Origin of the sequence: Lichenifustis flavocetrariae (assembly GCF_026130545.1) — a bacterium.
Lineage (GTDB): Bacteria > Pseudomonadota > Alphaproteobacteria > Rhizobiales > Beijerinckiaceae > Lichenihabitans > Lichenihabitans flavocetrariae.
Window position 1 is genome coordinate 275,611 of record NZ_JAMOIM010000004.1, and the last position, 20,981, is coordinate 296,591.

Genomic DNA, 20,981 nt, shown 5'->3' on the forward strand with positions numbered 1-20,981 from the left:
ACGCCACGTTGAACCCTAAAGACCCGGAAGCTCGATCTCGGTCACGGTCTTCTTGGCGCGCGGGATCGAAGCCGGGCTCATCGAGAGTTCCTTGACTCCAAGTCGAAGGAAGATCGGGATCAGGTCCGGGCGGGCGGCGGCCTCGCCGCAGATGCCGACCCAGATGCCTTGCTGGCGCGCCGCGTCGCAGATCAGCTCGATCGCGCGCAGGACGGCCGGATGATCGGCGCGGTTGAGATCGGCGACGCGCGGGTTGAGCCGGTCGGCCGCCATCACATATTGGGTGAGGTCATTGGTGCCGATCGAGAAGAAGGCCGCATGTTTGGCGAGGTCGGCCGCCAAAAGCGCCGCGGCCGGCGTTTCCATCATGATGCCGAGATCCGGGTTGCCGACCGGAATGCCGGCTGCATCGAGTTCCGCCCGGCACTCGGCCAGCAGGGCTTTGACGCGCAAGACCTCATCGGCATTGGTCACCATCGGCACCATGATCTTGATGTTGCCGTGGGTGGCGGCGCGCAGCAGAGCCTTGAGCTGCGGCTTGAATACGTCGGGTCGGTCGAGGCACATTCGTACGCCGCGCCAGCCCAGGAATGGGTTCTCCTCGTGCGGAAACTCGATCCCGGCCACAGGCTTGTCGCCGCCGATGTCCAGCGTCCGCACGATCACGGGGTAGGGCGCGAAGGCGCGCGCCAGTTCCGCATAGATTTCCGCCTGCTCGTCTTCCGAGGGCAGTACCTTGCGTTCCATGAACAGGAGTTCGGTGCGGAAGAGGCCCACGCCCATGGCACCGGCTTTCAGGGCCGGCCCGATCTCCTTCAGCGAGCCCAGGTTGGCCGCGACCTCGATGGCCTGGCCGCTTCGGGTCACCGGAATGATCTGCCGGTAGCTGTCGAGCGCGTCGCGTTCGCGCGCTTCTCGCGCCACCCGCTCGCGGATCTCCGTCGCGACCGTGTCGTTCGGGTCGAGCCAGACCTCCCCTGTTTTCCCGTCGAGCGCCACGACCTGCGCGGCTCTCAGAGCCGCGAGGTCGGCTCTCGACCCGAGCACGGCGGGAATACCATGGGTGCGCGCCATGATGGCGACATGCGATGTCGCGGCCCCTTTGGTGCAAAGAATGCCCGCGATGGCCTGCAACGGCGCCTTGGCGAAATCCCAGGCCGAGATCTCCTCCGCCACCAGGATCGCCCCTTCAGGCACCGCCCCCAGATTGGCATCGGCTTTGCCGAGCAATTCCAAAGCGAGAGCGCGAGTGACTCCCCGCACGTCTTCGGCTCGCGCTCGGATGTAATCGTTGTCGACCCTCTCGAACGTGGCGGCGAGGTCCTGGCCGGCTTGCAGCGTCGCCGTCACCGCATCCTTGCCGGTGCGGATCACGCTCTCCACCGCGCCGATCATTTCGGCGTCGCGCGCAACCTCGATCAAGGCCTCGATGATCTGTGCGTCTTGCGGGGTGACGCCGTCTTTGAGCTTGCTGCCGATGAGGCTTGCCGTCGTCGCATCGAGCGCCCGGCGCATCATCTCGATTTCTGCCTCGATGGACTCGGTCGCCACGACTCGGTTAGGTGCTTGCAGCACTTCCGGGAAAAATCCAAAGGCGGGACCGATGGCCGCGCCTTCGCTCGCGGGAACTCCACCCGGTCCTGAAAGGACCTCTCTCCGAGGTGTGAAACTCGACGAACGTTCGTCCGCCGTCGCGAGCGGAACTGTGCCGCCGAGGTCGAGACCGGCCTCCGGGGTTTCGATGAACGTCGCGAGAGCGTCGAGGGCGGCCGGCGCGTCGTCACCCTCGGCTGTCAGCGAGACGTCCTCGCCTTCCTTGAGACCAAGCAGCATCAGCTTGACGGAGCTTTTGGCATTGGCGCCCTTGTCCCCACGCCGAATCTGGACATCGGACACGAAGGTCTTGGCCAGTTTGACGAATTGGGTGGCGGGCCGCGCGTGCAAGCCCTCCTTCACCCGGACCGTGACATGGCGTTCGATCATCGTCGTCTTTCTATTCAGGATGGAACGCGGCACTCGCTCGATCGCGTGCCCGTCGCGTTCGAGATCAGGCCGTGATGGCGATGATCGCGCCTGGCTTGAGCGAGCTGGCCAAAAGCTCGGTCGTCAGGACAGAGGCGTTCAGCTCGCCGGGCCGGTTGCTGGTCGTGGCACCATCGAAATTGACGACCACATGCCCCATGTCGGCGATCTTGGCCCAGGCGAGCGAACCGATGGCCGTCAGCGTGGCTTCCACCTCCCCGATCCTGATCTTGGCGCCCACGGGGGGCGCTTGGGGGGTCGAGCCATCGATCACTTCATGCAGGACCGAGACTTCGGCCAGTTCCGGCGGCGCACCTGCGGCGAACAGGATGAGCACGCCGCCGTCGATGAGATCGGCCACATCGGGGCCGACCTCCGTGATCTTCGTCCTGTAGAAAGTCGTCATCGGGTCACATCACCAGCAGAGAGAAGATCCAGGCGATTACCACGGAGAGGGGTCCCATCACTTGCCTGCTGAGTAGAACCGCCGGCACACCGATCTCGATCGTCTTGGGCTTGGCCTCACCGAGCGCCAGACCCACTGGAATGAAGTCGCAGCCCACCTGCGTGTTGTAGGCGAAGAGCGCCGGAAGGCTCATCGCGGGCGAGATCGTCCCGTTCTGGATTTGCGGGCCGATGATGGCGACGCCGATCACCTGCGCGATGACGGCGCCCGGGCCGAGGATAGGCGACAGAAACGGCAAACCACAGACGGCCGAGATAACAAGCAGGCCGACGATGTTGTTGGCCAGCGGGCCCATCGGCTTGGCGATGATATCGCCGATGCCGGTGTAGAGGATGATGCCGATCAACATGGTCACGAAGGCCATGAAGGGCAGCACGTTCCGGACAACCTGATCGATCGTCCGTCGGCCGGCATTGAAGAAAATGCCGACGACGCGCCCCATGACACGGCCGATACTGGCGATCAGGTTGATGAACCCACCACCCCCGGTCTCCGGCGCAACGGTCGGCTTCGCCGTCACGTTCGGGGCTGCCGCGGCGACTCCGGCCGCCGTCGGCGCAGCCGATCCATCCGCGAATTCGACGTTTCTATCCTTCACGCCGGACACATAGATGTCTTCGGTGATGAATTGCGCCAGCGGCCCCGACTGTCCGACGGGCGTGAGGTTGATGGTCGGGATCCGCTTGCGCGGATAAACGCCACACCGGGCCGTGCCGCCGCAATCCACGACGACGCAGGCCATTTCCGATTCGGGTGGAGGTTGTCGAAAGCCGTCGACCGCGATACCGCCGGTCATTTCGGCAATGAGCTTCGCCAGCGGCGGAATCCCGCCGCCCGTCACGGCGACGATCTTGTCACGCTGACTGGTGGGCTCGATCACAAGCGGGCCGCCCCAGCCGTTGGGGCCCTGGTTGATCTTGACGGCCTTATACTTGGCCTCGGTGAGTGCCATGACGCTTCCCCTTGAATTTTTTAGAGTTCTACGCCCTGGCGGCGCGCCATGAAGGCTGTGATGCGTTCGGTTACGATGCCCTTGAGAAGAATGACGATCAGGCCGACGATGAAGTACCAGATGGCCAATTTGACGTGATAGCCCTCCGGCACGACGCCTCGCTTCTCGAGGTCGAGCAGGGCCACGAGCACACCGCCCCAGACGAAGTATTCACCGGCATTCGCATGCGGGAAGAGGCCCAAGATCGGATGCACGAACGAGACCGCCGAATCGTAGAAGGCGGGTTTGTGCTTTTCCTCGAGGAAGGTTCCGAACGTATAGGCCATCGGGTTGGTGAGGAAAAACACCGACAGGACCGGGAGAACTGTATAACGGGTCAGGGCGACCTTCCCCATCGATTGCGCAAAGCCGTGCACACGCTCTTCGCCGATCAAGCCTGTGAGCGCGTAAAACGCCGTCATGAGCACCACGAGCGTCGGAATGATGCCGGTGACGAAGCCCACGAAGACCTCGCCGCCCTTCTGGAACATGCCGATGAAATGCGAGCCGATATTGCCGAGCCATCCGAGCTGGTCGGCCGTCGGCTTCAGATTCTTCACCTCGTTCTGATATTTGGTGAGCGCATCGGCGGCCGACGCCGGCGCGTCAGGCGCCGCGGCCTGTGCGAGCACGATGGCGTTCCTGTGCAATTCGGCCGCAACCCCGGGTCTCGCGGCATCGGTCTGGCCGAGAGCGATGTCGATCGCGTGCCACCCGGCGTCGTGTAAGGCCGCGAGCGTCGTGCCGTGTGCCATGAGTTCTATGGCGTGTGCCGCTGTGTCGACAAGCATGGTCAGTCCTCCCCTCGATGTTGCGTCAGGCCGCCGCTTCCACGCGTTGCTGAAGTTTCAGCGCGGCTCTTTCGATTTGCTCGGCGGCCTTGATCAGCGCCCCGCCGGTCGCTTTGTCCCGGAAGGCCGGCTCTTCGGGCAGGTCGTCCAAGGTCTTGCCTTCGATGGTCGACAACCGCGCAAATCGGGCGAAGACGGTGCGTCCCCGCATGATCAGCGCGCGACGCACGGTCCGATCCGGGCTGACCACCAGCAGCAGTATGACCCCGGCCCCAAAGGTCGAGCGCGCATTGCCGGCCCCGACAAAACCATCGGGCCAGAGGCGGGAGACGTCGCCCATCGTCGCACTGAAGTGCCGCATCTGAACATAGGTGCCGAGCGCCTGCAGACCCCAGGCCACCACAAGCCCCATCAGTGCAATCTGCCATAATGGCATCGACGTTCCTCCTATTACCGGTCTTGCCGCCGGTCTGCCAGGTTCTGCCCTGGAAGCTATCCTCAATAGAGAACATTTGAAATATGCGGTGTCAATATGTTCCGGTCGCGAAATCGTGAGCGACAGGAGCGGGTTTTTCCACCAAACAGGGCGTGCCAAATAAGCATATTGCGGTGCGCCAAAGGTGAGGATGCATGGATCTCGAAATCACGCGCCACGTGATGGAAGTGCCGGATCTGCGGCACCGCGTCCGACAGTTGCGTTGGTTCAAGACGTCGTTTCGGCAACATGCCCGGTTGGTCGGTCAACACTATGGGCTTGCGGTCCGGGTCGACGAAACGCGTTTGACCGAGGCCTTCCTCAATTGGGCTGAACGGTTTTCTGCCGATAAGGACTATGCGCGGCTCGACCGTCGCGACTTCGTGACCTTCACGGGCGGACTTCTTCTGCGCGAGTTGTTGCAACTCCACCCCGTCGAGGTCGAGGCGAGCACCGCGACCGGAATGCCCACATTGCAGCAGACGCCGAATTGGGCGATCGTTCACGATTGGCCCGAAGGCTTCATATCGACCAATTATTGCTTGAGTATCCTGGCGGCCGTGTTGGAGCAGGAAGGCATGCCGCTGACGATCCCGGCTTTGGCCAACGATTTGCGGACGTGGTGGTCCTATCGAGAAAATGTCGGCGAAGATCCTTCGCGCGCGATCGCCTTTCTCGACCTTTTCACCGGCACCGAACCGAATTGGTACATGCCCGACTCGGTCGCCAGCCGGACGGCGATTAAACGCGCTCTACAGGCCAAGGTTGTTCCGGACAGCGTGACGACTGAAGTCGCAGTCTGAAGTTTGTATTGACGACTGTACAATTGTTCGATAGCTCATGGGGCAAGCTAACGGAACCGGATAGGTCTGATGCAGAATTTCATCGGGTTGGCCGCCGAACTCGCGGCGCGCGCTGAGCGGCAGGGCCCGATCACCATCGGTCTCGCCGGTGCGGGCCAGATGGGAACCGATATCATCGTTCAGGTCAGCATGATGCCGGGCATCCGCATCGGCGCCATATCTGAAATCCGGCTGCAGAATGCCATCGACGCGATCCTCATGTCGGGTCGCGAGCGGGGCGATATCGTCGATGCGAAATCGGCCAGCGATATCGATCTGGCGATCGAGACCGGCCGCGTGGCTGTCACCGACGACTACAAGGCCCTTTGTGCCTCGGGGCGGATCGATGTCGTCATCGATGCGACGGGAAATCCGAATGTCGGGACGCTCGTGGCGCTGGAAGCCATGCGGAACGGTAAGCATGTCGTGATGCTGAACGTCGAGGCCGACATCACGATCGGCCGTTTCCTCAAGGAAGAGGCCGACAAGGCGGGTGTGGTATTTACGGGTGCGGCGGGCGATGAGCCGGCCTGCGCGCTCGAACTGATTTCCTTCGCGCAAAGCTGCGGGTTCGACATCGTGGCGGCCGGCAAGGGCAAGAACAATCCACTCAAATTCGACGCCATGCCGGAGGACTACGAGGCCGAGGCCCGGGCCCGCAACATGAGCGCCCGAATGCTCGTCGAATTCGTCGACGGCTCGAAGACCATGATCGAGATGGTGGCCATCGCCAACGCGACCGGCCTTGTGCCCGATGTCCCCGGCATGCACGGCCCTGCCGCCACCCGCGAGCAATTGGCACAGGTTCTCTGCACGAAGGAAGACGGCGGCATCTTGAACAAGACTGGGGTCGTCGACTACTCCATTGGTAAGGGAGTGGCTCCCGGCGTGTTCTGCATTGTCAAGCCGCGTCACGATCGCGTGACCGAGCGGATGATCGACCTGAAGGTCGGTCCAGGGCCGTGTTTCTCGCTGCTGCGCCCCTACCATCTCACGAGTCTCGAAGTGCCGCTGTCAGCGGCGCGGGCCGTGATGCACGGGAAGGCCGATATGGTGCCACTGGATCATCCGGTGGCCGAATGCGTGACGGTCGCCAAGCGCGACCTTCAACCCGGCCAGACGCTCGAAGCGATCGGCCTGCACGACTACCGGGGTTTCGCCATGACTTGGGCCGACGCCCGCACGGAGGGCGCGATCCCGCTCGGCATCGCCGAAAAGGCCAAGGTGATGAAGCCCATCAAGGCCGGTGAGAAGCTGACCTACGACAATTGCGTTCCTGACGACTCGCTCGTGGTGACGCAGATCCGCAAGCGGCTCGATCAATCGGACGCCCGGTTCATGGGCAGCAATCCCCAGCTACAGGAGCGGCTGCGCGCCTGAACGGCGCCTCCGCGACACAATCTCAGCGGGCCGACGGCGGCAACAGTCGGGCGCCAACCCGAAGGAAACGACGGCATGACCATGCAAGTCACGGATGGCGGTCGAGCGCAGCCAACGCCCGTTCCGGTGCAGGCTGATGGGGGATCGAACCTGCCCGCCATCTACCAGCGCCTTGGTCGGGATGCGCTCAGGGACGCGCTGAAGAAGATGCATCTGATCCGGCTCTTCGAGGAGGGCGCCGAAAAGGCCTATATGCGGGGCCTGATCCACGGAACCATGCATCTGTCGATCGGCCAGGAGGCGAGCGCCGTCGGCACCTGCATGCCACTCAGCGACGCCGATTACATCACCTCCACCCACCGCGGCCACGGCCATTGCATCGCCAAGGGCGCTGATGTCGGGCGCATGTTCGCCGAGTTCTTCGGCAAAGAGACCGGCTATTGCCATGGCCGGGGCGGCTCCATGCACATCGCCGATGTGGCCAAGGGCAATCTCGGCGCCAATGGCATCGTGGGCGGCGGTATTCCAATCGCTGTCGGGGCGGCGCTGTCGGCCAAGCGCCGGAAGACGACCCAGGTCGTCGTCTCGTTTTTCGGCGACGGCGCCAACAATGAAGGCGCATTTCATGAGGCCTTGAACATGGCCTCGGTCTGGAAACTGCCCGTGGTGTTCGTCTGCGAGAACAACCGCTACGGCATGTCGACCTCGACGGAGCGTTCTACGGCGGTCGCCAATGTGGCGGATCGCGCGGTCGCCTATGCGATGCCGGGCGTCATCGTCGACGGCAACGATTTCGCGGCCGTGGCCCAGGCCTCTTTCGATGCGGTCGACCGGGCCCGGCGTGGCGAAGGGCCGACGCTGATCGAATCCAAGACCTACCGGATCCGCGGCCATTCACGCTCCGACCGCAACCGCTATCGCACCAAGGAAGAGATCGAGGAATGGCGTGGGCGTGACCCGATCGTCGCCTTCGAAAAGGAACTGCTCGATCTGGGCCTCCTCACCCGCGACGAGAGCGAGGCGGTGCGGGCCGAGGCTGAACGAGAGATCGAGGCGGCAATCAATTTTGCGGCCGAAAGCCCAGCCCCGCCGCTCAAGGATCTCACGCGGTTTGTTTACTCGAATTGAAGCGGGCGGCTCAGCCGACCGCATTCAAGATCGATGATGAAAGCCGGACTGCAGCTTCTATCCTGCCATCATGTAGGGGGTGGGGGGTGCCTGGTACCGGGCCATCCCGGCGCAGAGTTCCTTTTGGCTTTCCGACGCCCACCCTAGCCCCTCTCCATCAGGGAGACGGGAATGTCATCCGGAGCACCGCCTCATGGACGCCGCCGTCCGAGAACTGAGCTATGCGCAGGCCATTCAAGAAGCCATGGCGATCGCCATGGAGGCCGATGAAAACGTGATCTTGATGGGCGAAGACATCGGGGTTTATGGCGGCGCCTTCCAGGTCACGGGCGACCTGGTGCATCGCTTCGGCGAAGACCGGGTGATGGACACGCCGATCTCGGAACTCGGCGGCGCCGGTGTCGCGGTCGGCGCGGCGCTCACCGGATTGAAGCCGATCTTCGAATTTCAGTTCTCTGATTTCGCGACTCTCGCGATGGAGCAGATCGTCAACCAGGCCGCCAAGATCCGTTACATGCTCGGTGGCGAAGTGAGCGTGCCGCTCGTCATGCGCTTTCCGGCCGGTAGCGGCACCGGCGCGGCCGCCCAGCACAGCCAGAGCCTGGAAGCCTGGCTCGCGCATGTCCCCGGCCTGAAGGTCGTGCAGCCCTCGACGCCGTATGACGTGAAAGGCCTGCTGCTTGCCGCGATCGCCGATCCCGACCCGGTGATGATCTTCGAACACAAGCTCCTCTACAAGATGAAGGGGCCGGTGCCGGAGGGCAGCTATACGGTGCCGATCGGCAAGGCCGAGATCCGACGTCAGGGCAGCCACGTGACGATCGTGGCCACCGCCATCATGGTGCATCGAGCGCTCGAAGCTGCCATCGAACTCGCCAAGGACGGTATCGAGGCGGAGGTGATCGACCTGCGCTCGCTGCGGCCGATGGACACTGGTACCATCATCGAAAGCGTCAAGAAGACCGGCAAGCTGATCTGCGTCTACGAGGGCGTGAAGACGCTCGGCATCGGCGCGGAAATCTCGGCCGCGATCGCCGAGAGCGAGGCCTTCGACTACCTCGACGCGCCGATCCTGAGGCTCGGCGGGGCGGAATGCCCGATCCCGTATAATCCCGATCTCGAAAAGACAGCCGTTCCACAGGTCGACACGATCCTGGCGGCGGCGCGTTCCCTGCTCGCCGGGAGGCTCTGATGCCAAGCGAGGTCATTCTGCCCCGCGTGGACATGGACATGGCCACGGGCAAGATTTCAAAATGGCTGGTGCCCCCCGGTGCCACGGTAACCAAGGGACAGCCTCTCTTCGAGATCGAAACCGACAAGGCCACGATGGAGATCGAGGCCGAAGCCGACGGGACGATCCGGGATCTCGTCGACGCGTCCGCCAGGGATATCCCGGTGGGCAGCGTGGTGGCCTGGATCGATGCGGCAGGCGAAGCTGCCGCAGAGAAGCCGGCTGCGGCCGAACCCGCGCCGGCTCCGCCGCGCGGCCGTCAACAGGACGAGGGCGCCGAGCAGGCCGTTGCTGAGTCGCCCGGAACCCCCAAAGTGTCCTCCGGTGGATTGGCCAGGGTGATCGGACGGGAACGCGCGACCCCGCTGGCACGGCGCCTTGCGCGTGAGCACGGGATCGCATTGGCCGACCTGCGCGGCTCGGGTCCTCGGGGACGTATTCAAGCATCTGACGTCGCAGCGGCCTCGAAGCCGGTTCTGCTGGAACCTCGTCCTGCAAGGTCCATCCCGGAGGCGTCACCCCCAGCGACGAAAAGCCTCTTTGCTGCCGGGGATTCCACAAACCCCGAAACCACGCCCGTTGCCGCATCGGCCGCGCCGCTCTCACCGGGTTCCGCCACCCTCGTGCGATTGCGGGAAGGAGATGGGACACCGCTGGTCCTGATTCACGGCTTTGGCTCGGAGGCCAACGGCTGGCGCCCGTTCTTGACCGGCCAGAGCTTCACCGGTCCGGTCTTCGGCCTTGATCTTCCCGGACATGGCGGCGCGGCCGGCAATGCCGTCGCGGGGTTCGACGATCTCGTCGATGCAGCCGAATCCGCGCTCTTGGAGGCCGGGCTTAAGGGTGCGATCGATGTGGTCGGGCACTCTCTCGGCGGAGCCGTCGCGGCCTCGATGGCCGAGCGCGGGATGCTCGACGTCCGGTCTCTTCTTCTGCTGTCGCCGGCCGGCTTGGGACCGGAGATCAATGGCGGGTTTCTCCAGGGCTATCTGGGGGCAACCTCGGAGACGTCATTGCGGCCCTGGATGCTGGAACTGGTGGTCGACCCTCAAACGATCACGCCGGCCCTGGTTCGTGCGACCCTCAAGGCTCGCCAGCGATCCGCTGGCGTCGAGGCTCAGCGGAGAGTGGCCGCGGCTGTTTTCCCGGACGGCACGCAGTGCTTCTCGATCCGGGCGGATCTGGCGCGGCTCCGGATGCCGGTCCGGGTGATCTTCGGAACGGACGACAGGATCATCCCGGCTCGGCACGCTGCCGGCCTGCCGCCGCTCGTGGCCCTCCATCTGCTGCCCAACATCGGCCATATGCCACACTTCGAAGCGTCCGAGGTCGTAACCACCATCCTGAACCAAGTGATTGACCCACAACGGTAACCTAACCTCGCTAGACCGTGACTCCGGTGGTGCTTGCATTGCCACAGTCCGGTGGCAATATCAGTTCCAGTCCTGACCGGCTTTCCGGTCTGTTGAAGTCGGCCTGAAACTTAGGTGTCCTATGCGGCGTTCGGCCAACAACCTCTTGCACTCGATCAAGGATCAGGTCCGCAACGTGCGGTATACGATTCGGGCCGAGGCCGATGCGCCTGGTTCGGGCTTGCCGAAGGCGGTGGGCAACATTGATCTCGGTCCGCTGATTGCCATCGGCTCCGTCGTCAGCACGCCCGCCTTGCGGGTGGTCGACGGCATTTTTACACAGGTCGAGTCCCTGGCCACGGAGGTGATGAAGCCACGCGGCAAGTTGGAGCTGCGGTTCCCGCTTCACATCGGCGCCTACCTTGACGGCGACGGTAGCTTTTCCGCGTATCTGTACGAGGCCTACAAGGATCTGACCGAAGTGCAGGGCGTTCGTAACGTCTTGATTTCCGAGCATGCCTTGGATGACGCGCAGGCCAAATTCCAGGCTCGCCATTCGGATGCCGCCGCGTCGAGGACACGTGGGTCGGGACAGGGCAGGGCGACGGATTTGGTGCAGCTCTGCGCCGGTCTCGCCTGCGCGCTTGTCGATGCGCGTCCGATCCGCAAGCTGGAATTCGGTGGTTCCGATATGGGCAATCAAAGCTTCATGCTGTCGCCGAACATCTACTGTGGTGTCGCGATCGGTCTGGTGACGGCCCTCGTTACCCAGAACCCGGCCTTACGGGATGACATTGAGAGCCTTCAGGACAGCGTCGGCTCCGTCGTCAGTGCGCGTTTCGACCGGTTCAAGCGTGCTCTTTCGGGTAAATCCCCGATCATTGATTTGGCGAAGCAATTCGAGGCCGTTCTTCCCTTCCTGCCTTAGTTGTGACGCCACATATCGATTTAAGAGGAAAGGTGATCGCTCTGTTGAGCGGATCGCCTTGATGTGGTGAGTTTCTCGGCATCGGGTGCAAGGGGGTAAAGCGCGGCCTTACCTGCCCCCGGACGGCCTTTTGTGGGTCGCCACCGTGGACCGCGGCGCAGGCAGGCCGGAGGCATTCCAGCGATGCCATCTCTGTCCTATCACGTGTGTCGGAGATCGCTCAGTCCGGCGTTGCCGGGGCTGTATAACGCTGCTCTACCGCGGCCCGCACCATTTTGCGGGATTCAGCGACGTCGATGCTCTCGTTGGCGGCGATATTCGCGATCTCGTCGGCCAACTCCTCGTCCTTGATCGACGTGCGAAGCCAGGTGTCGACATCCCCATTCCGCAAGTGGAACAGGTAGGTCTCGGCATCGACGCCATCGCCAATGTCGAGGAACATCGACAGGTTATGCGCCCGGATGTCGAGGCGATCCTCGGGGCCTTTGAAGTAGAAGCTCCGGTCGGGGCCCAAGGTGCCCTGGGCATATTTGCGCGTATGCCGCTTGACCGCCCCTTTGGGCTTTTCGGTTCGGATCAGCACAGGTGGCTCATTGGTGCGGCAAGCCCAGAACACGGCCTCGCCCACCTCCGGTCCTCGTTCCGGGAGAACCGGGCAGGGGCGGCCAAACTCTTGACTGAGGGATTCGATCAGGCCGAGGCTGTTCCGCCCAATGATCAGCACGGTTCCGACGCTCCGAAGCGCCGCCGCGGCGAGCGTGTCCGGGTGCACGGTGATGAAGATGGTCGGGACCTGGGCGTCGAGGTTGATCCCGGCCCCGGCGTCTTGCCCGCGCGGCAGCATGTGATGGGCTTCGTCGATCAAGATCCAGTGGGGCCGGCCATAGCGAGCCCGGATGTCGAGAACGGCGGGTAGCAGGTTGGCTAGGACTTCGGGCCGATCCTCCACGCTCGAGCCGAGAAGATTGGCCGTGACATTGGTGCCGAGCTTCCGCACGGCGTCGAGCACCGCTTCGGGAGCCACCGGCGTGTTGGCGTCGCCGAACGTGACTGTCGGCGCGAAATTATCGTAGTCACCCTCGGGATCGAACAGGCAGAGCTGGAAATCGGCTTCCGCGAGTCGTTCCAACAGGGCCGTCGCGAGCGTCGACTTGCCTCCACCCGAGGTGCCGGTGATCAGCACGCTGCCGCGATCGGGCCTCAAGCTGACCTCCTGGCCAAGGCCAAGGGTGGCCCCGATCAACACCGAATGGCGATAGATCGCCGCGTCGAGAAGTTCGCCCTCGCGATCGATCCAGCGGTCGATCAGTTCGGCCACACCGGCTCCACGAGGGGCGTCTGTCACCATATCGGCTGCCTCCTTCACGGCCGGCAGGGCGTTGCCGACCGCGACCGCGCAGCCGCAGGTCCGCATGAAGGCGAGGTCGTTCTCCGCGTCGCCGGTTGCCACCACATTGTGGGCGCTGAGACCCATATCTTCCAAGGCCGCCCCAAGTCCCGACGCCTTGTTGATACCGTTCGGGAGCACCATGACGGCGCCCTTGTTGAAGATGATCTGCAGATCGAGCCCGAGATCGCGGATCGCCTCGAGAACGGCGGTTTCGTTCGGCTCCCACGTCGCCACGATCACCTGGCCGATCGACAGCGGCTGCAGGCCGAGGCTCTGGAGGCGGTCCACGAATGCCGGCGGCGGCGGCGGTCCGAGGGGACGTTCCTCCTTGGTGGCGGGGTTGTAGAGCAGGGCGCCGTTTTCGACCACGACACGGTCGAACAGATCGAGGCGGGGGCAGACACGTTGCAGGTCGGGCAATTCGCGTCCCGTCACCATGATGAGGCGACGCCCGGCCCGCTTCAGGCGGTCGAGCGCCATGATGGTCGCCTCGTCGACGACGCCGTCATGCGCGATCGTGCCGTCATAGTCGGTGGCGAGTGCCCGGAAATATTGCATGCCTGCGATCCGCTTACTGCGCGATGCCGGCGCAAAAAGGAGCCGGTGTTCCCGCCCGCAGGGTAGGAGATGCGCAAGACATATTGATAACCATACGTCGGCGCCTTGGCCGGGGTTCCGAGAAGGGCTCCTGCCACTCGTGCCGGAGGCGACGCGCCTGTCGGCCGTCGATGCCGGGTCATCTCAGCGTCACTCCGCCGCACTAAGCGTCTGCTGGACGTGAGACGGAGGAATTGATGGGCAGCAACAACACGATGTGGATCGCGATCCTGGCTACGGCGACGAGCTTGCTCGGCTCGGCTGCGGTCCAGGCGTCCGACGCGATCCCCACCCTCGACGGCAAGCCTCCCTTGATCATCGGCCATCGCGGCCTGCCTGGCCTGATGCCGGAAGAAACCCAGCCCTCCTATGAACTCGCAGCCGATCTCGGCACGGATGCGCTGGAAGAAGACCTGCACCTCACCAAAGATTGCGTGCTGGTGGCCCGGCACAATCCCTGGCTCAGCGACAACACGAATGTCGCCGAGGTTGCGGCGACCAACCCGTCCGTTGCGGCCCGCAAACGCACCGTCCCTGGCGTGAAGGTCAAGGTGTCTTGGCCTCAGACGGCGACCAGCGGCCCCTCCGAATACCTGACGGACCTCACCGATCCGAAGGATCCGAAATCGGCTCTGAAGAGCCTCGTGGTCGATGGCGAAGACCATACGGGTGACTGGTCGATCACCGACTTCACGCTGGCGGAACTCAAGCAATGGTTCGGCGGCACGACCTATGACGCTCGGGCCGAACGGCCGACGATCTACAATGGCAAGTTCCCCATCCTGAGCTTCCAGGAGATCATCGATATCGCGAAGGCCAAAAGCCACCAGACGGGCCGCACCATCGCGGTCTATCCGGAAAGCAAGAATCCGACTTGGAACGATGCGCAGGCCATCGCGAATGGATGTGGCGAGCCCGGTAGCCATCCGCTCGAAGACGCGATGATCAAGATCATCACGGACAACGGCCTCAACACCAAGGCGGCGCCGATCTTCGTGCAGAGCTTCGAGCCGGGCAGCCTGAAATATATGGTGGCGCATGGCCTCAAGACGAAGATCGTCCAGCTGATCGATGGGTATGACGTCGACTTGAAGACCGGCTCGGTGATCTACAATGAGATTACCGACAGCCGCCCCTTTGATTGGACGGTCTCGGGTGACCCCCGCTGGTTCGACGCGATGCTGACACCTGCGGGTCTCGCGGAGATCAAGACCTATGCGGACGGCATCGGTCCCTGGAAGCCGCAGATCATCCCGCTGAAAATCGAGGCCTGGACGGACAAGACTGCCGACGGCACAGCCTTCACCGGATCGACCGCGCAGGCGCAGATCCAGCCGCCGACGAGCCTGATCGCGGAAGCCCACAGGGCAGGCCTGTTCGTCCATGCCTTCACGTTCCGCAACGAGAAGAAGTACCTGGCGGCGAGCTACGCGGGCGACCCGCAGCGGGAATATCTGACCTTCTTCCGCCTCGGCCTCGACGGCGTGTTCACGGATTTCTCGAATGCAGGCGTTGCGGCGCGCAGCCGCTTTTTGAGCGAGATCGCCCATTGAAGGGGCCTGCCCCCAGGACCACGTCGGCCTGCTGCGGAGCCCGCGCGCTCTGCATAGGTAAATGAATCCTTAAAAAACTGTCACATTAAGTGCGTACAGCTTGACCCGATTGTGAGGTTGCCGATGTCCAGCGTTTCCGCCGCTCCCCTCTCTGGTTCTGCGCCAGATCGTCCGAAAGTTGACTACCCTACAAGCCCGGGCACTGCCTTCGCGGTCCTGGGTTTTGTGGGGCTTGGCCTCCTCTTCGCCGCTTACAGTGTCTGGTCTGATGTGAGCGAGGCCGGGGCTGCGAGCCACTCGCCGCTCGTCTATATTCTTCTCGGCGTGGCGTTGATCATCGCCCTCGCGTTCGAGTTCGTGAACGGGTTCCACGACACCGCCAATGCGGTCGCGACCGTGATCTATACCCATTCGCTGATGCCCAATTATGCCGTGATCTGGTCGGGCTTCTTCAACTTCCTGGGCGTGCTCACCTCGACCGGGGCCGTCGCCTTCGGCGTCGTGTCGCTCCTGCCGGTGGAACTGATCCTCCAGGTCGGGTCCGACGCCGGCTTCGCCATGGTGTTCGCCCTGCTGATCGCCGCCATTATCTGGAACCTCGGCACTTGGTATCTGGGCCTGCCGGCTTCCTCCTCACACACTCTGATCGGCTCGATCATCGGCGTCGGCGTCGCCAATGCCATGCTGCACGGCCGCAGCGGCACGGCCGGTGTCGATTGGGACCAGGCCATCAATATCGGCAAGGCCCTCCTCATCTCTCCGCTCGTGGGCTTCTTCGCGTCGGGCGCTCTTCTCCTCGTGATGAAGCTGGTCGTCCGCAACAAGGAGCTCTACACGGCCCCGAAGTCGTCGGAAGCCCCGCCATTGTGGATCCGCGGATTGCTGATCTTCACCTGCACGGGCGTGTCCTTCGCGCATGGATCGAACGACGGCCAAAAAGGCATGGGCTTGATCATGCTGATCCTGATCGGCACGGTCCCGACCGCCTATGCGCTGAACCGCGCTGTGCCGGACAGCGAGGTGCCCCGTTTCGAGCAGCTGTCGCAGGACGCTTCGAAGATCATCGACGCCAAGGCGCTCGGCTATAATATCACGGGCGATCCGCGTCCCGCCGTCACGGCCTTCATCCGCGACAACAAGCTCGAAGACGGTGTCTATCCGTCGCTCGCGGTGCTGATCCGGGACGTGTCAGATCAGGTCAAGGGCTACGGCACGCTCAGCAAGATCCCACCCGAGCAGGTGCGCAACACCCGCAACGACATGTATCTGGTGTCCGAAGCCATCCGGAAGCTGCCCAAGGTGCAGGACAACCAATTGTCGCCGGACGAGTCCAAGACACTCGCGAGCTACAAGAGCGGTCTCGATCACTCGACCAAGTTCATTCCGACCTGGGTCAAGATCGTCGTCGCCCTGGCGCTCGGGCTCGGTACGATGATCGGCTGGAAGCGCATCGTGGTCACTGTCGGTGAGAAGATCGGCAAGACCCATCTGACCTACGGCCAGGGGGCCGCAGCCGAACTCGTGGCCATGGCCACGATCGCGGCGGCGGATAATTTCGGCCTGCCGGTCTCGACCACCCACGTGCTCTCATCGGGCGTCGCGGGCACGATGGCGGCGAACGGCTCTGGGGTCCAGGTCGAGACAATCCGCAACGTGGCTCTTGCCTGGGTGCTGACCCTGCCTTGCGCCATCCTCTTGTCCGGCACGCTCTACGTGATCTTCAGCCACCTCCTGTAAAGCGACCGACTGTGAAAGCGTCCGGGATCCGGACGTTTTCACCCCCTCGGCCAAGTATCAGTCACCGCTCCTCGCCTTCCCGGCCCGGCGGTCCCCCGGTCGGGAAGGCATAATGGTTGAACATCGCCCTTAGCGCCTTCTTGCTGACCTTGCCTGTCGCCGTATGCGGCAATTCCTCGACGAACTGGACGTCGTCGGGCATCCACCAATGAGCAATCTTTCCCGACAAAAAGCTCAGCACCGCGTCCTTGTCAGGCGCCGTTCCATCCCGGCCCACGACGACCAGCAGGGGACGCTCGTGCCATTTTGGATGGGGTAATCCGATGACGGCGGCTTCCGCGATGTCCGGATGGCCCACCGCGAGGTTCTCGATGGCGATGCTCGAGATCCACTCGCCGCCCGACTTGATCAGATCCTTGGTGCGATCGACGACCTGCATGTAGCCATGGGGATCGATCGTCGCGACATCGCCGGTATCGAAATAACCTTCGGGGTCGAGAACGGCCGTATCATCCTCGAAATAGCCGCTGACGACGGCCCAGCCACGTACAGCCAAACGGCCGAAGGTCGTCCCATCCCACGGTAGCCGGCGTCCATCGTCGTCGACGATCTTCATCTCGACCCCGAACGGAGCGTAGCCCTGCTTTTCCTTGTGCCCCAGGCGGCTGCCGGGTCCGAGGCTGTCCAGCACGGGTTTTGAGGATCCGACCGAACCGAGCGGGCTCATCTCGGTCATGCCCCAGGCATGGCAGACCTCGACGCCGAATTCATTCTCGAAGACCTCGATGAGCGAGCGCGGGCAGGCGGATCCTCCGACTACGAGACGTCGTAGGGTCGACAGGCGCAGGCCGTTTCGGCGCAGGTGGTCGATGAGCCCCATCCACACCGTCGGCACGCCGGCCGCGAGCGTGACGCCCTCCTGTTCCATGAGCTCATAAACCGAAGCGCCATCGAGCCGGGCCCCCGGCATGACCAAGCGTGCTCCCATCATGGGCGCCGCGAAGGGCAAGCCCCAGGCGTTGACATGGAACATGGGGACGATCGGCATCACGGTGCTGTGCGCCCCGATGGTCATGCCGTTCATACTGCTCACCGCCATCGCGTGCAGGATGGTCGAGCGATGCGAGTAGAGGACGCCCTTTGGTTCCCCCGTCGTGCCCGACGTGTAGCAGAGCCCGGCAGCGTCCCGTTCATCCCCCTCCGTCCATTCCGCGGCTGCGTCCGCCTCGGCAAGCCACTCCTCATAGCCGATGAGCCGGGGGAGCGCTGCTCCCGTTGTTTCGTCCCCAATGACGATTACCCGCTCCAAACACGGCAGACGATCGATGAGCCGCGCGATGATCGGCAGGAACATCGACTCGACGAACACGATCCTGTCCCGCGCGTGGTTGATGATCCAGAGGATCTGCTCAGGGAACAGTCGCGGATTGACGGTGTGGTAGACCGCCCCCAGCCCCGTCGCCCCGAACCACACCTCCATGTGGCGGGCGCTGTTCCAGGCCAGGGTGGCGACCCGGTCGCCGGAGGCGATCCCATCCTGCCGCAGCCGTTGCGTCACCTGCAGTGCGCGACACCTTAGTGCGGCATAGGACGTGCGGCTTGTCTGCCCGTCAGCGTGCCGCGAGACGACGTCCTGCTCGGGAAATTGCTCTGCCGCATAGTCGAGGATGCGGTGGAGACGCAACGGCCAGTCCTGGATCAGCCCGAACACATCAATCCTCCCTGCGGGATTCTTCGGTCCCGACCGGGCGAAGCCTACGCGCGATCGATCTCGGCGCAAATGGGGAGGTTTCCGAGACGTCTGGCCGTCCGCACTCGAAGATCGCAAGGTGGATCGCCCACAGTGCACCGCGCGTTGTGCCTTCGCTTCTATGCACTCATGGCGGCGGTCGATGCTATTAAGAGTGGTCAGACCAATGTGGATCGGAAAGAATGAGGGTGGGTACTATCCGGCACAGGCTGGAGCCGTACACAGGCTTGTACCCACGCTGGCGCACATCCTCTCATTGTTTCAAGCCGCCGCGTTTTTCGGCTCCCTCTTTGGTCGCAGCGTCGAGCCGCGGATCTCGATCGCGCAGGACAGGCGCAGGTGCTCAGGCGCCCCATCGCCGCCCGCCATGCGCCGCATCAACTGCGCCCAGGCCGCATGCGCCATGTCTTCGACGGGCTGTCGCACCGCCGTGACCGGCGGCGTGACCAAGCGCATCCACTCCGTGTCGTCGAAGCTGGCGAACCCCATGTCGTCGGGGATCGAGATCTCCAATTCCGCCAGCAACTGATAGGCGATCAGCGTCGTCACATGGTCCAGGGTGAACAGCGCATCGGGGCGTGGTCCCTGACGCAGCCTGTCGCGAAGGCGCCGGTGGATGCCCGCGGGATCGAGGCCGCACTCGACCATGTGGACCGACTCGGGTGCGACCGCTGCCACCCCGTCCCAGCGTTCGCGGACGTTGCTGATCTCAAGCGTGCTGCCGGCCACGAGGCACGTGCGATAACCCTGCGCGGCGAGATGGGATGCCATGGCCCCGGCCGCCAGCGCATTCTCAACTGCGACGAGATCGAAACCCGCGTCGTCGGGAATACGATCCGCCACCACGATCCGGGGATGGCCGCCTTTCGGCAACCTGGCCGAGAGCGCACCGTCGCAGGGGATTACGATGAGCCCTGCGGGTCGCCAGGAGCGGATCGAGCGCAGTCGTTCGGCTTCCTGCTCTGCCTCGTTGTCGCAACTCACCACCAGGAGATCGAAGCCATCCTGTCGCGCGACGCACTCCAGGGTCGACACGAAGGCGCTGAACATGGGGTTGGTGAGGTTTGGCACCACGACCCCGGCCAGCGAATGCCTGCCCGACCGTAAGCGGGATGCGCTGCTGTCCGTCACATAGCCGAGATCGTCGACCGCCCTGCGCACGCGTTCAGCGAAGACCGGTGACACGGACGTCTTGCCGTTCAGCACGTTCGAGACCGTCGCGGTTGAAACGCCCGCGCGCTCGGCGACGATCTTGATCGAGACTGGGCTTGTTCGGTCCAACATCCCTATTCGGCCAATGCCGAACCTCCCTATAAATCGTTTTACGAAGGCTAGACTTCCAGATATTCTGTGTCAATCATGAGGCCCGCGTGTATTGCGCGCTTGTTGCTATGGCGTTGCGGGAGGGCCGTTTCGCACTTGCAGCATGAATTTTGGAGTGAGAACAATGAACAAGTTGGGAGTGCACGCCTTCGTGTGGACGGCTGGCTGGACGCACGACGATTGCGCCCATGCGATCGCCAAGACCGCAGAGGTCGGCTTTGACCTGATCGAGGCCTCCACCCTCGATCTCGACGCCATGGACGTGGGGTTCACGCAGAAGCAACTCGAAAAGGCCGGGATCGGCATCACGTTTTCGTTCGGGCTTGATGCCGAGACCGATATTTCCTCGAACGATCGTGAGAAGGAGAAGCGCGGCGAAGCCCGGCTCCTGAAAGCGCTCGGCCTCGCGCGCGATCTCGGCGCTACGCATATCTGTGGCATTCTCGAATCGGCGTTCCAGAAATATACGGTGCCCACCACGGCGGAAGGCGTGAAGCGCTCGGTGGAGGTTCTGCAGCGCGTGGGCGAGGCGGCCGCGAAGAGCAATATCGTGGTCGGGCTCGAAGTCGTGAACCGCTACGAATCGAATGTGCTCAACACCGCGAGCCAGGCCGTCGAGATGTGCAAGCGGATCGGCTCATCGCACGTGAAGGCCCATCTCGACGTCTACCACATGAATATCGAGGAATCCGATATCGGGCAGGCCATTATCGAGACGGGCGACCACCTCGGGTATTTCCATACGGGCGATTCGCATCGCGGCTATCTGGGCTCGGGATCGATCGATCTGGCCGGCGTTTTCCGGGCGCTCGTCAAAGCGAACTACCAGGGGCCGATCACCTTCGAATCCTTCTCGTCCCGCGTGGTCGGCCAGCCGCTCGAAGGCATTTTGGGCATCTGGCGCAACCTGTGGGAAGACAGCCACGATCTCGCGAGCCACGCCTTGATGTACACGAAGGCGCAACTCAAGGCCGCCCAGGAGGCATCAAAACAGGCCGAGCGCAGCCGGCTGCCATAAGGGGTCG

At 63.4% G+C, this 20,981-nt stretch carries 17 protein-coding genes; 9 read left to right on the plus strand and 8 right to left on the minus strand.

Features of this window, described 5'->3' with window-relative positions:
• Nucleotides 1–15: 15 nt before the first annotated feature.
• The 5 genes from ptsP to M8523_RS08735 form a co-directional block, all read right to left on the minus strand.
• On the minus strand, nt 16–1,983 hold the full coding sequence (gene ptsP, locus M8523_RS08715) for a phosphoenolpyruvate--protein phosphotransferase (protein WP_282584446.1): 1,968 nt from the start codon (nt 1,981–1,983) through the stop codon (nt 16–18).
• A gap of 64 nt (nt 1,984–2,047) precedes the next feature.
• Nucleotides 2,048–2,428 carry a PTS glucitol/sorbitol transporter subunit IIA gene (locus tag M8523_RS08720; RefSeq protein ID WP_282584447.1) on the minus strand — a complete coding sequence of 127 codons (381 nt, stop codon included), beginning with the start codon at nt 2,426–2,428 and terminating at the stop codon, nt 2,048–2,050.
• 4 nt (nt 2,429–2,432) lie between these two features.
• Entirely contained in the window at nt 2,433–3,440 is a 1,008-nt protein-coding gene (srlE, locus tag M8523_RS08725) for a PTS glucitol/sorbitol transporter subunit IIB (RefSeq protein WP_282584448.1), read from the minus strand.
• A gap of 20 nt (nt 3,441–3,460) precedes the next feature.
• Nucleotides 3,461–4,270: a PTS glucitol/sorbitol transporter subunit IIC gene (gene srlA / locus M8523_RS08730; RefSeq protein WP_282584449.1), complete on the minus strand. Its 810-nt coding sequence runs from the start codon at nt 4,268–4,270 to the stop codon at nt 3,461–3,463.
• A 25-nt stretch (nt 4,271–4,295) separates the two neighbouring features.
• Nucleotides 4,296–4,706 carry a transcriptional regulator GutM gene (locus tag M8523_RS08735; RefSeq protein ID WP_282584450.1) on the minus strand — a complete coding sequence of 137 codons (411 nt, stop codon included), beginning with the start codon at nt 4,704–4,706 and terminating at the stop codon, nt 4,296–4,298.
• A 194-nt stretch (nt 4,707–4,900) separates the two neighbouring features.
• Between M8523_RS08735 and M8523_RS08740 the strand changes: the two genes are divergently transcribed.
• The 6 genes from M8523_RS08740 (at nt 4,901) to M8523_RS08765 (ending at nt 11,606) form a co-directional block, all read left to right on the plus strand.
• Nucleotides 4,901–5,548, plus strand: coding sequence for a hypothetical protein (locus tag M8523_RS08740; RefSeq protein WP_282584451.1), 648 nt, complete (start codon nt 4,901–4,903; stop codon nt 5,546–5,548).
• 69 nt (nt 5,549–5,617) lie between these two features.
• On the plus strand, nt 5,618–6,967 hold the full coding sequence (locus M8523_RS08745) for an NAD(P)H-dependent oxidoreductase (RefSeq protein ID WP_282584452.1): 1,350 nt from the start codon (nt 5,618–5,620) through the stop codon (nt 6,965–6,967).
• 81 nt (nt 6,968–7,048) lie between these two features.
• On the plus strand, nt 7,049–8,095 hold the full coding sequence (locus tag M8523_RS08750; protein WP_282584560.1) for a thiamine pyrophosphate-dependent dehydrogenase E1 component subunit alpha: 1,047 nt from the start codon (nt 7,049–7,051) through the stop codon (nt 8,093–8,095).
• 193 nt (nt 8,096–8,288) lie between these two features.
• Complete coding sequence (locus M8523_RS08755) at nt 8,289–9,287, plus strand: alpha-ketoacid dehydrogenase subunit beta (protein ID WP_282584453.1); 999 nt, start codon at nt 8,289–8,291, stop codon at nt 9,285–9,287.
• A complete protein-coding gene (locus tag M8523_RS08760) occupies nt 9,287–10,699 on the plus strand; it encodes an acetoin dehydrogenase dihydrolipoyllysine-residue acetyltransferase subunit (protein WP_282584454.1) in 1,413 nt (470 codons plus the stop codon). Before M8523_RS08755 ends, M8523_RS08760 begins: the two co-directional genes overlap by 1 nt.
• A 121-nt stretch (nt 10,700–10,820) precedes the next feature.
• Entirely contained in the window at nt 10,821–11,606 is a 786-nt protein-coding gene (locus tag M8523_RS08765; RefSeq protein WP_282584455.1) for a hypothetical protein, read from the plus strand.
• Between the two features lie 220 nt (nt 11,607–11,826).
• Here M8523_RS08765 and M8523_RS08770 read toward each other — a convergent pair whose 3' ends face one another.
• The gene (locus M8523_RS08770; RefSeq protein ID WP_282584456.1) at nt 11,827–13,554 is read right to left on the minus strand and encodes an HAD hydrolase family protein; all 1,728 of its coding nucleotides are present in this window, start codon (nt 13,552–13,554) and stop codon (nt 11,827–11,829) included.
• 236 nt (nt 13,555–13,790) lie between these two features.
• Between M8523_RS08770 and M8523_RS08775 the strand changes: the two genes are divergently transcribed.
• Both M8523_RS08775 and M8523_RS08780 read left to right on the plus strand, forming a co-directional pair.
• Entirely contained in the window at nt 13,791–15,146 is a 1,356-nt protein-coding gene (locus M8523_RS08775) for a glycerophosphodiester phosphodiesterase family protein (protein ID WP_282584457.1), read from the plus strand.
• 108 nt (nt 15,147–15,254) lie between these two features.
• On the plus strand, nt 15,255–16,883 hold the full coding sequence (locus tag M8523_RS08780) for an inorganic phosphate transporter (RefSeq protein ID WP_428350174.1): 1,629 nt from the start codon (nt 15,255–15,257) through the stop codon (nt 16,881–16,883).
• A gap of 61 nt (nt 16,884–16,944) precedes the next feature.
• On the opposite strand, the gene M8523_RS08785 is transcribed toward M8523_RS08780, so the two are convergent.
• Nucleotides 16,945–18,594 (minus strand): long-chain-fatty-acid--CoA ligase, encoded by a 1,650-nt coding sequence (locus M8523_RS08785; protein ID WP_282584459.1) that lies wholly within the window; start codon nt 18,592–18,594, stop codon nt 16,945–16,947.
• 300 nt (nt 18,595–18,894) lie between these two features.
• Nucleotides 18,895–19,917: a LacI family DNA-binding transcriptional regulator gene (locus M8523_RS08790; protein WP_282584460.1), complete on the minus strand. Its 1,023-nt coding sequence runs from the start codon at nt 19,915–19,917 to the stop codon at nt 18,895–18,897.
• A 163-nt stretch (nt 19,918–20,080) separates the two neighbouring features.
• Between M8523_RS08790 and M8523_RS08795 the strand changes: the two genes are divergently transcribed.
• Nucleotides 20,081–20,974, plus strand: a complete 894-nt coding sequence (locus M8523_RS08795) for a sugar phosphate isomerase/epimerase family protein (protein ID WP_282584461.1) — start codon at nt 20,081–20,083, stop codon at nt 20,972–20,974.
• The last annotated feature ends 7 nt before the right edge of the window (nt 20,975–20,981 follow it).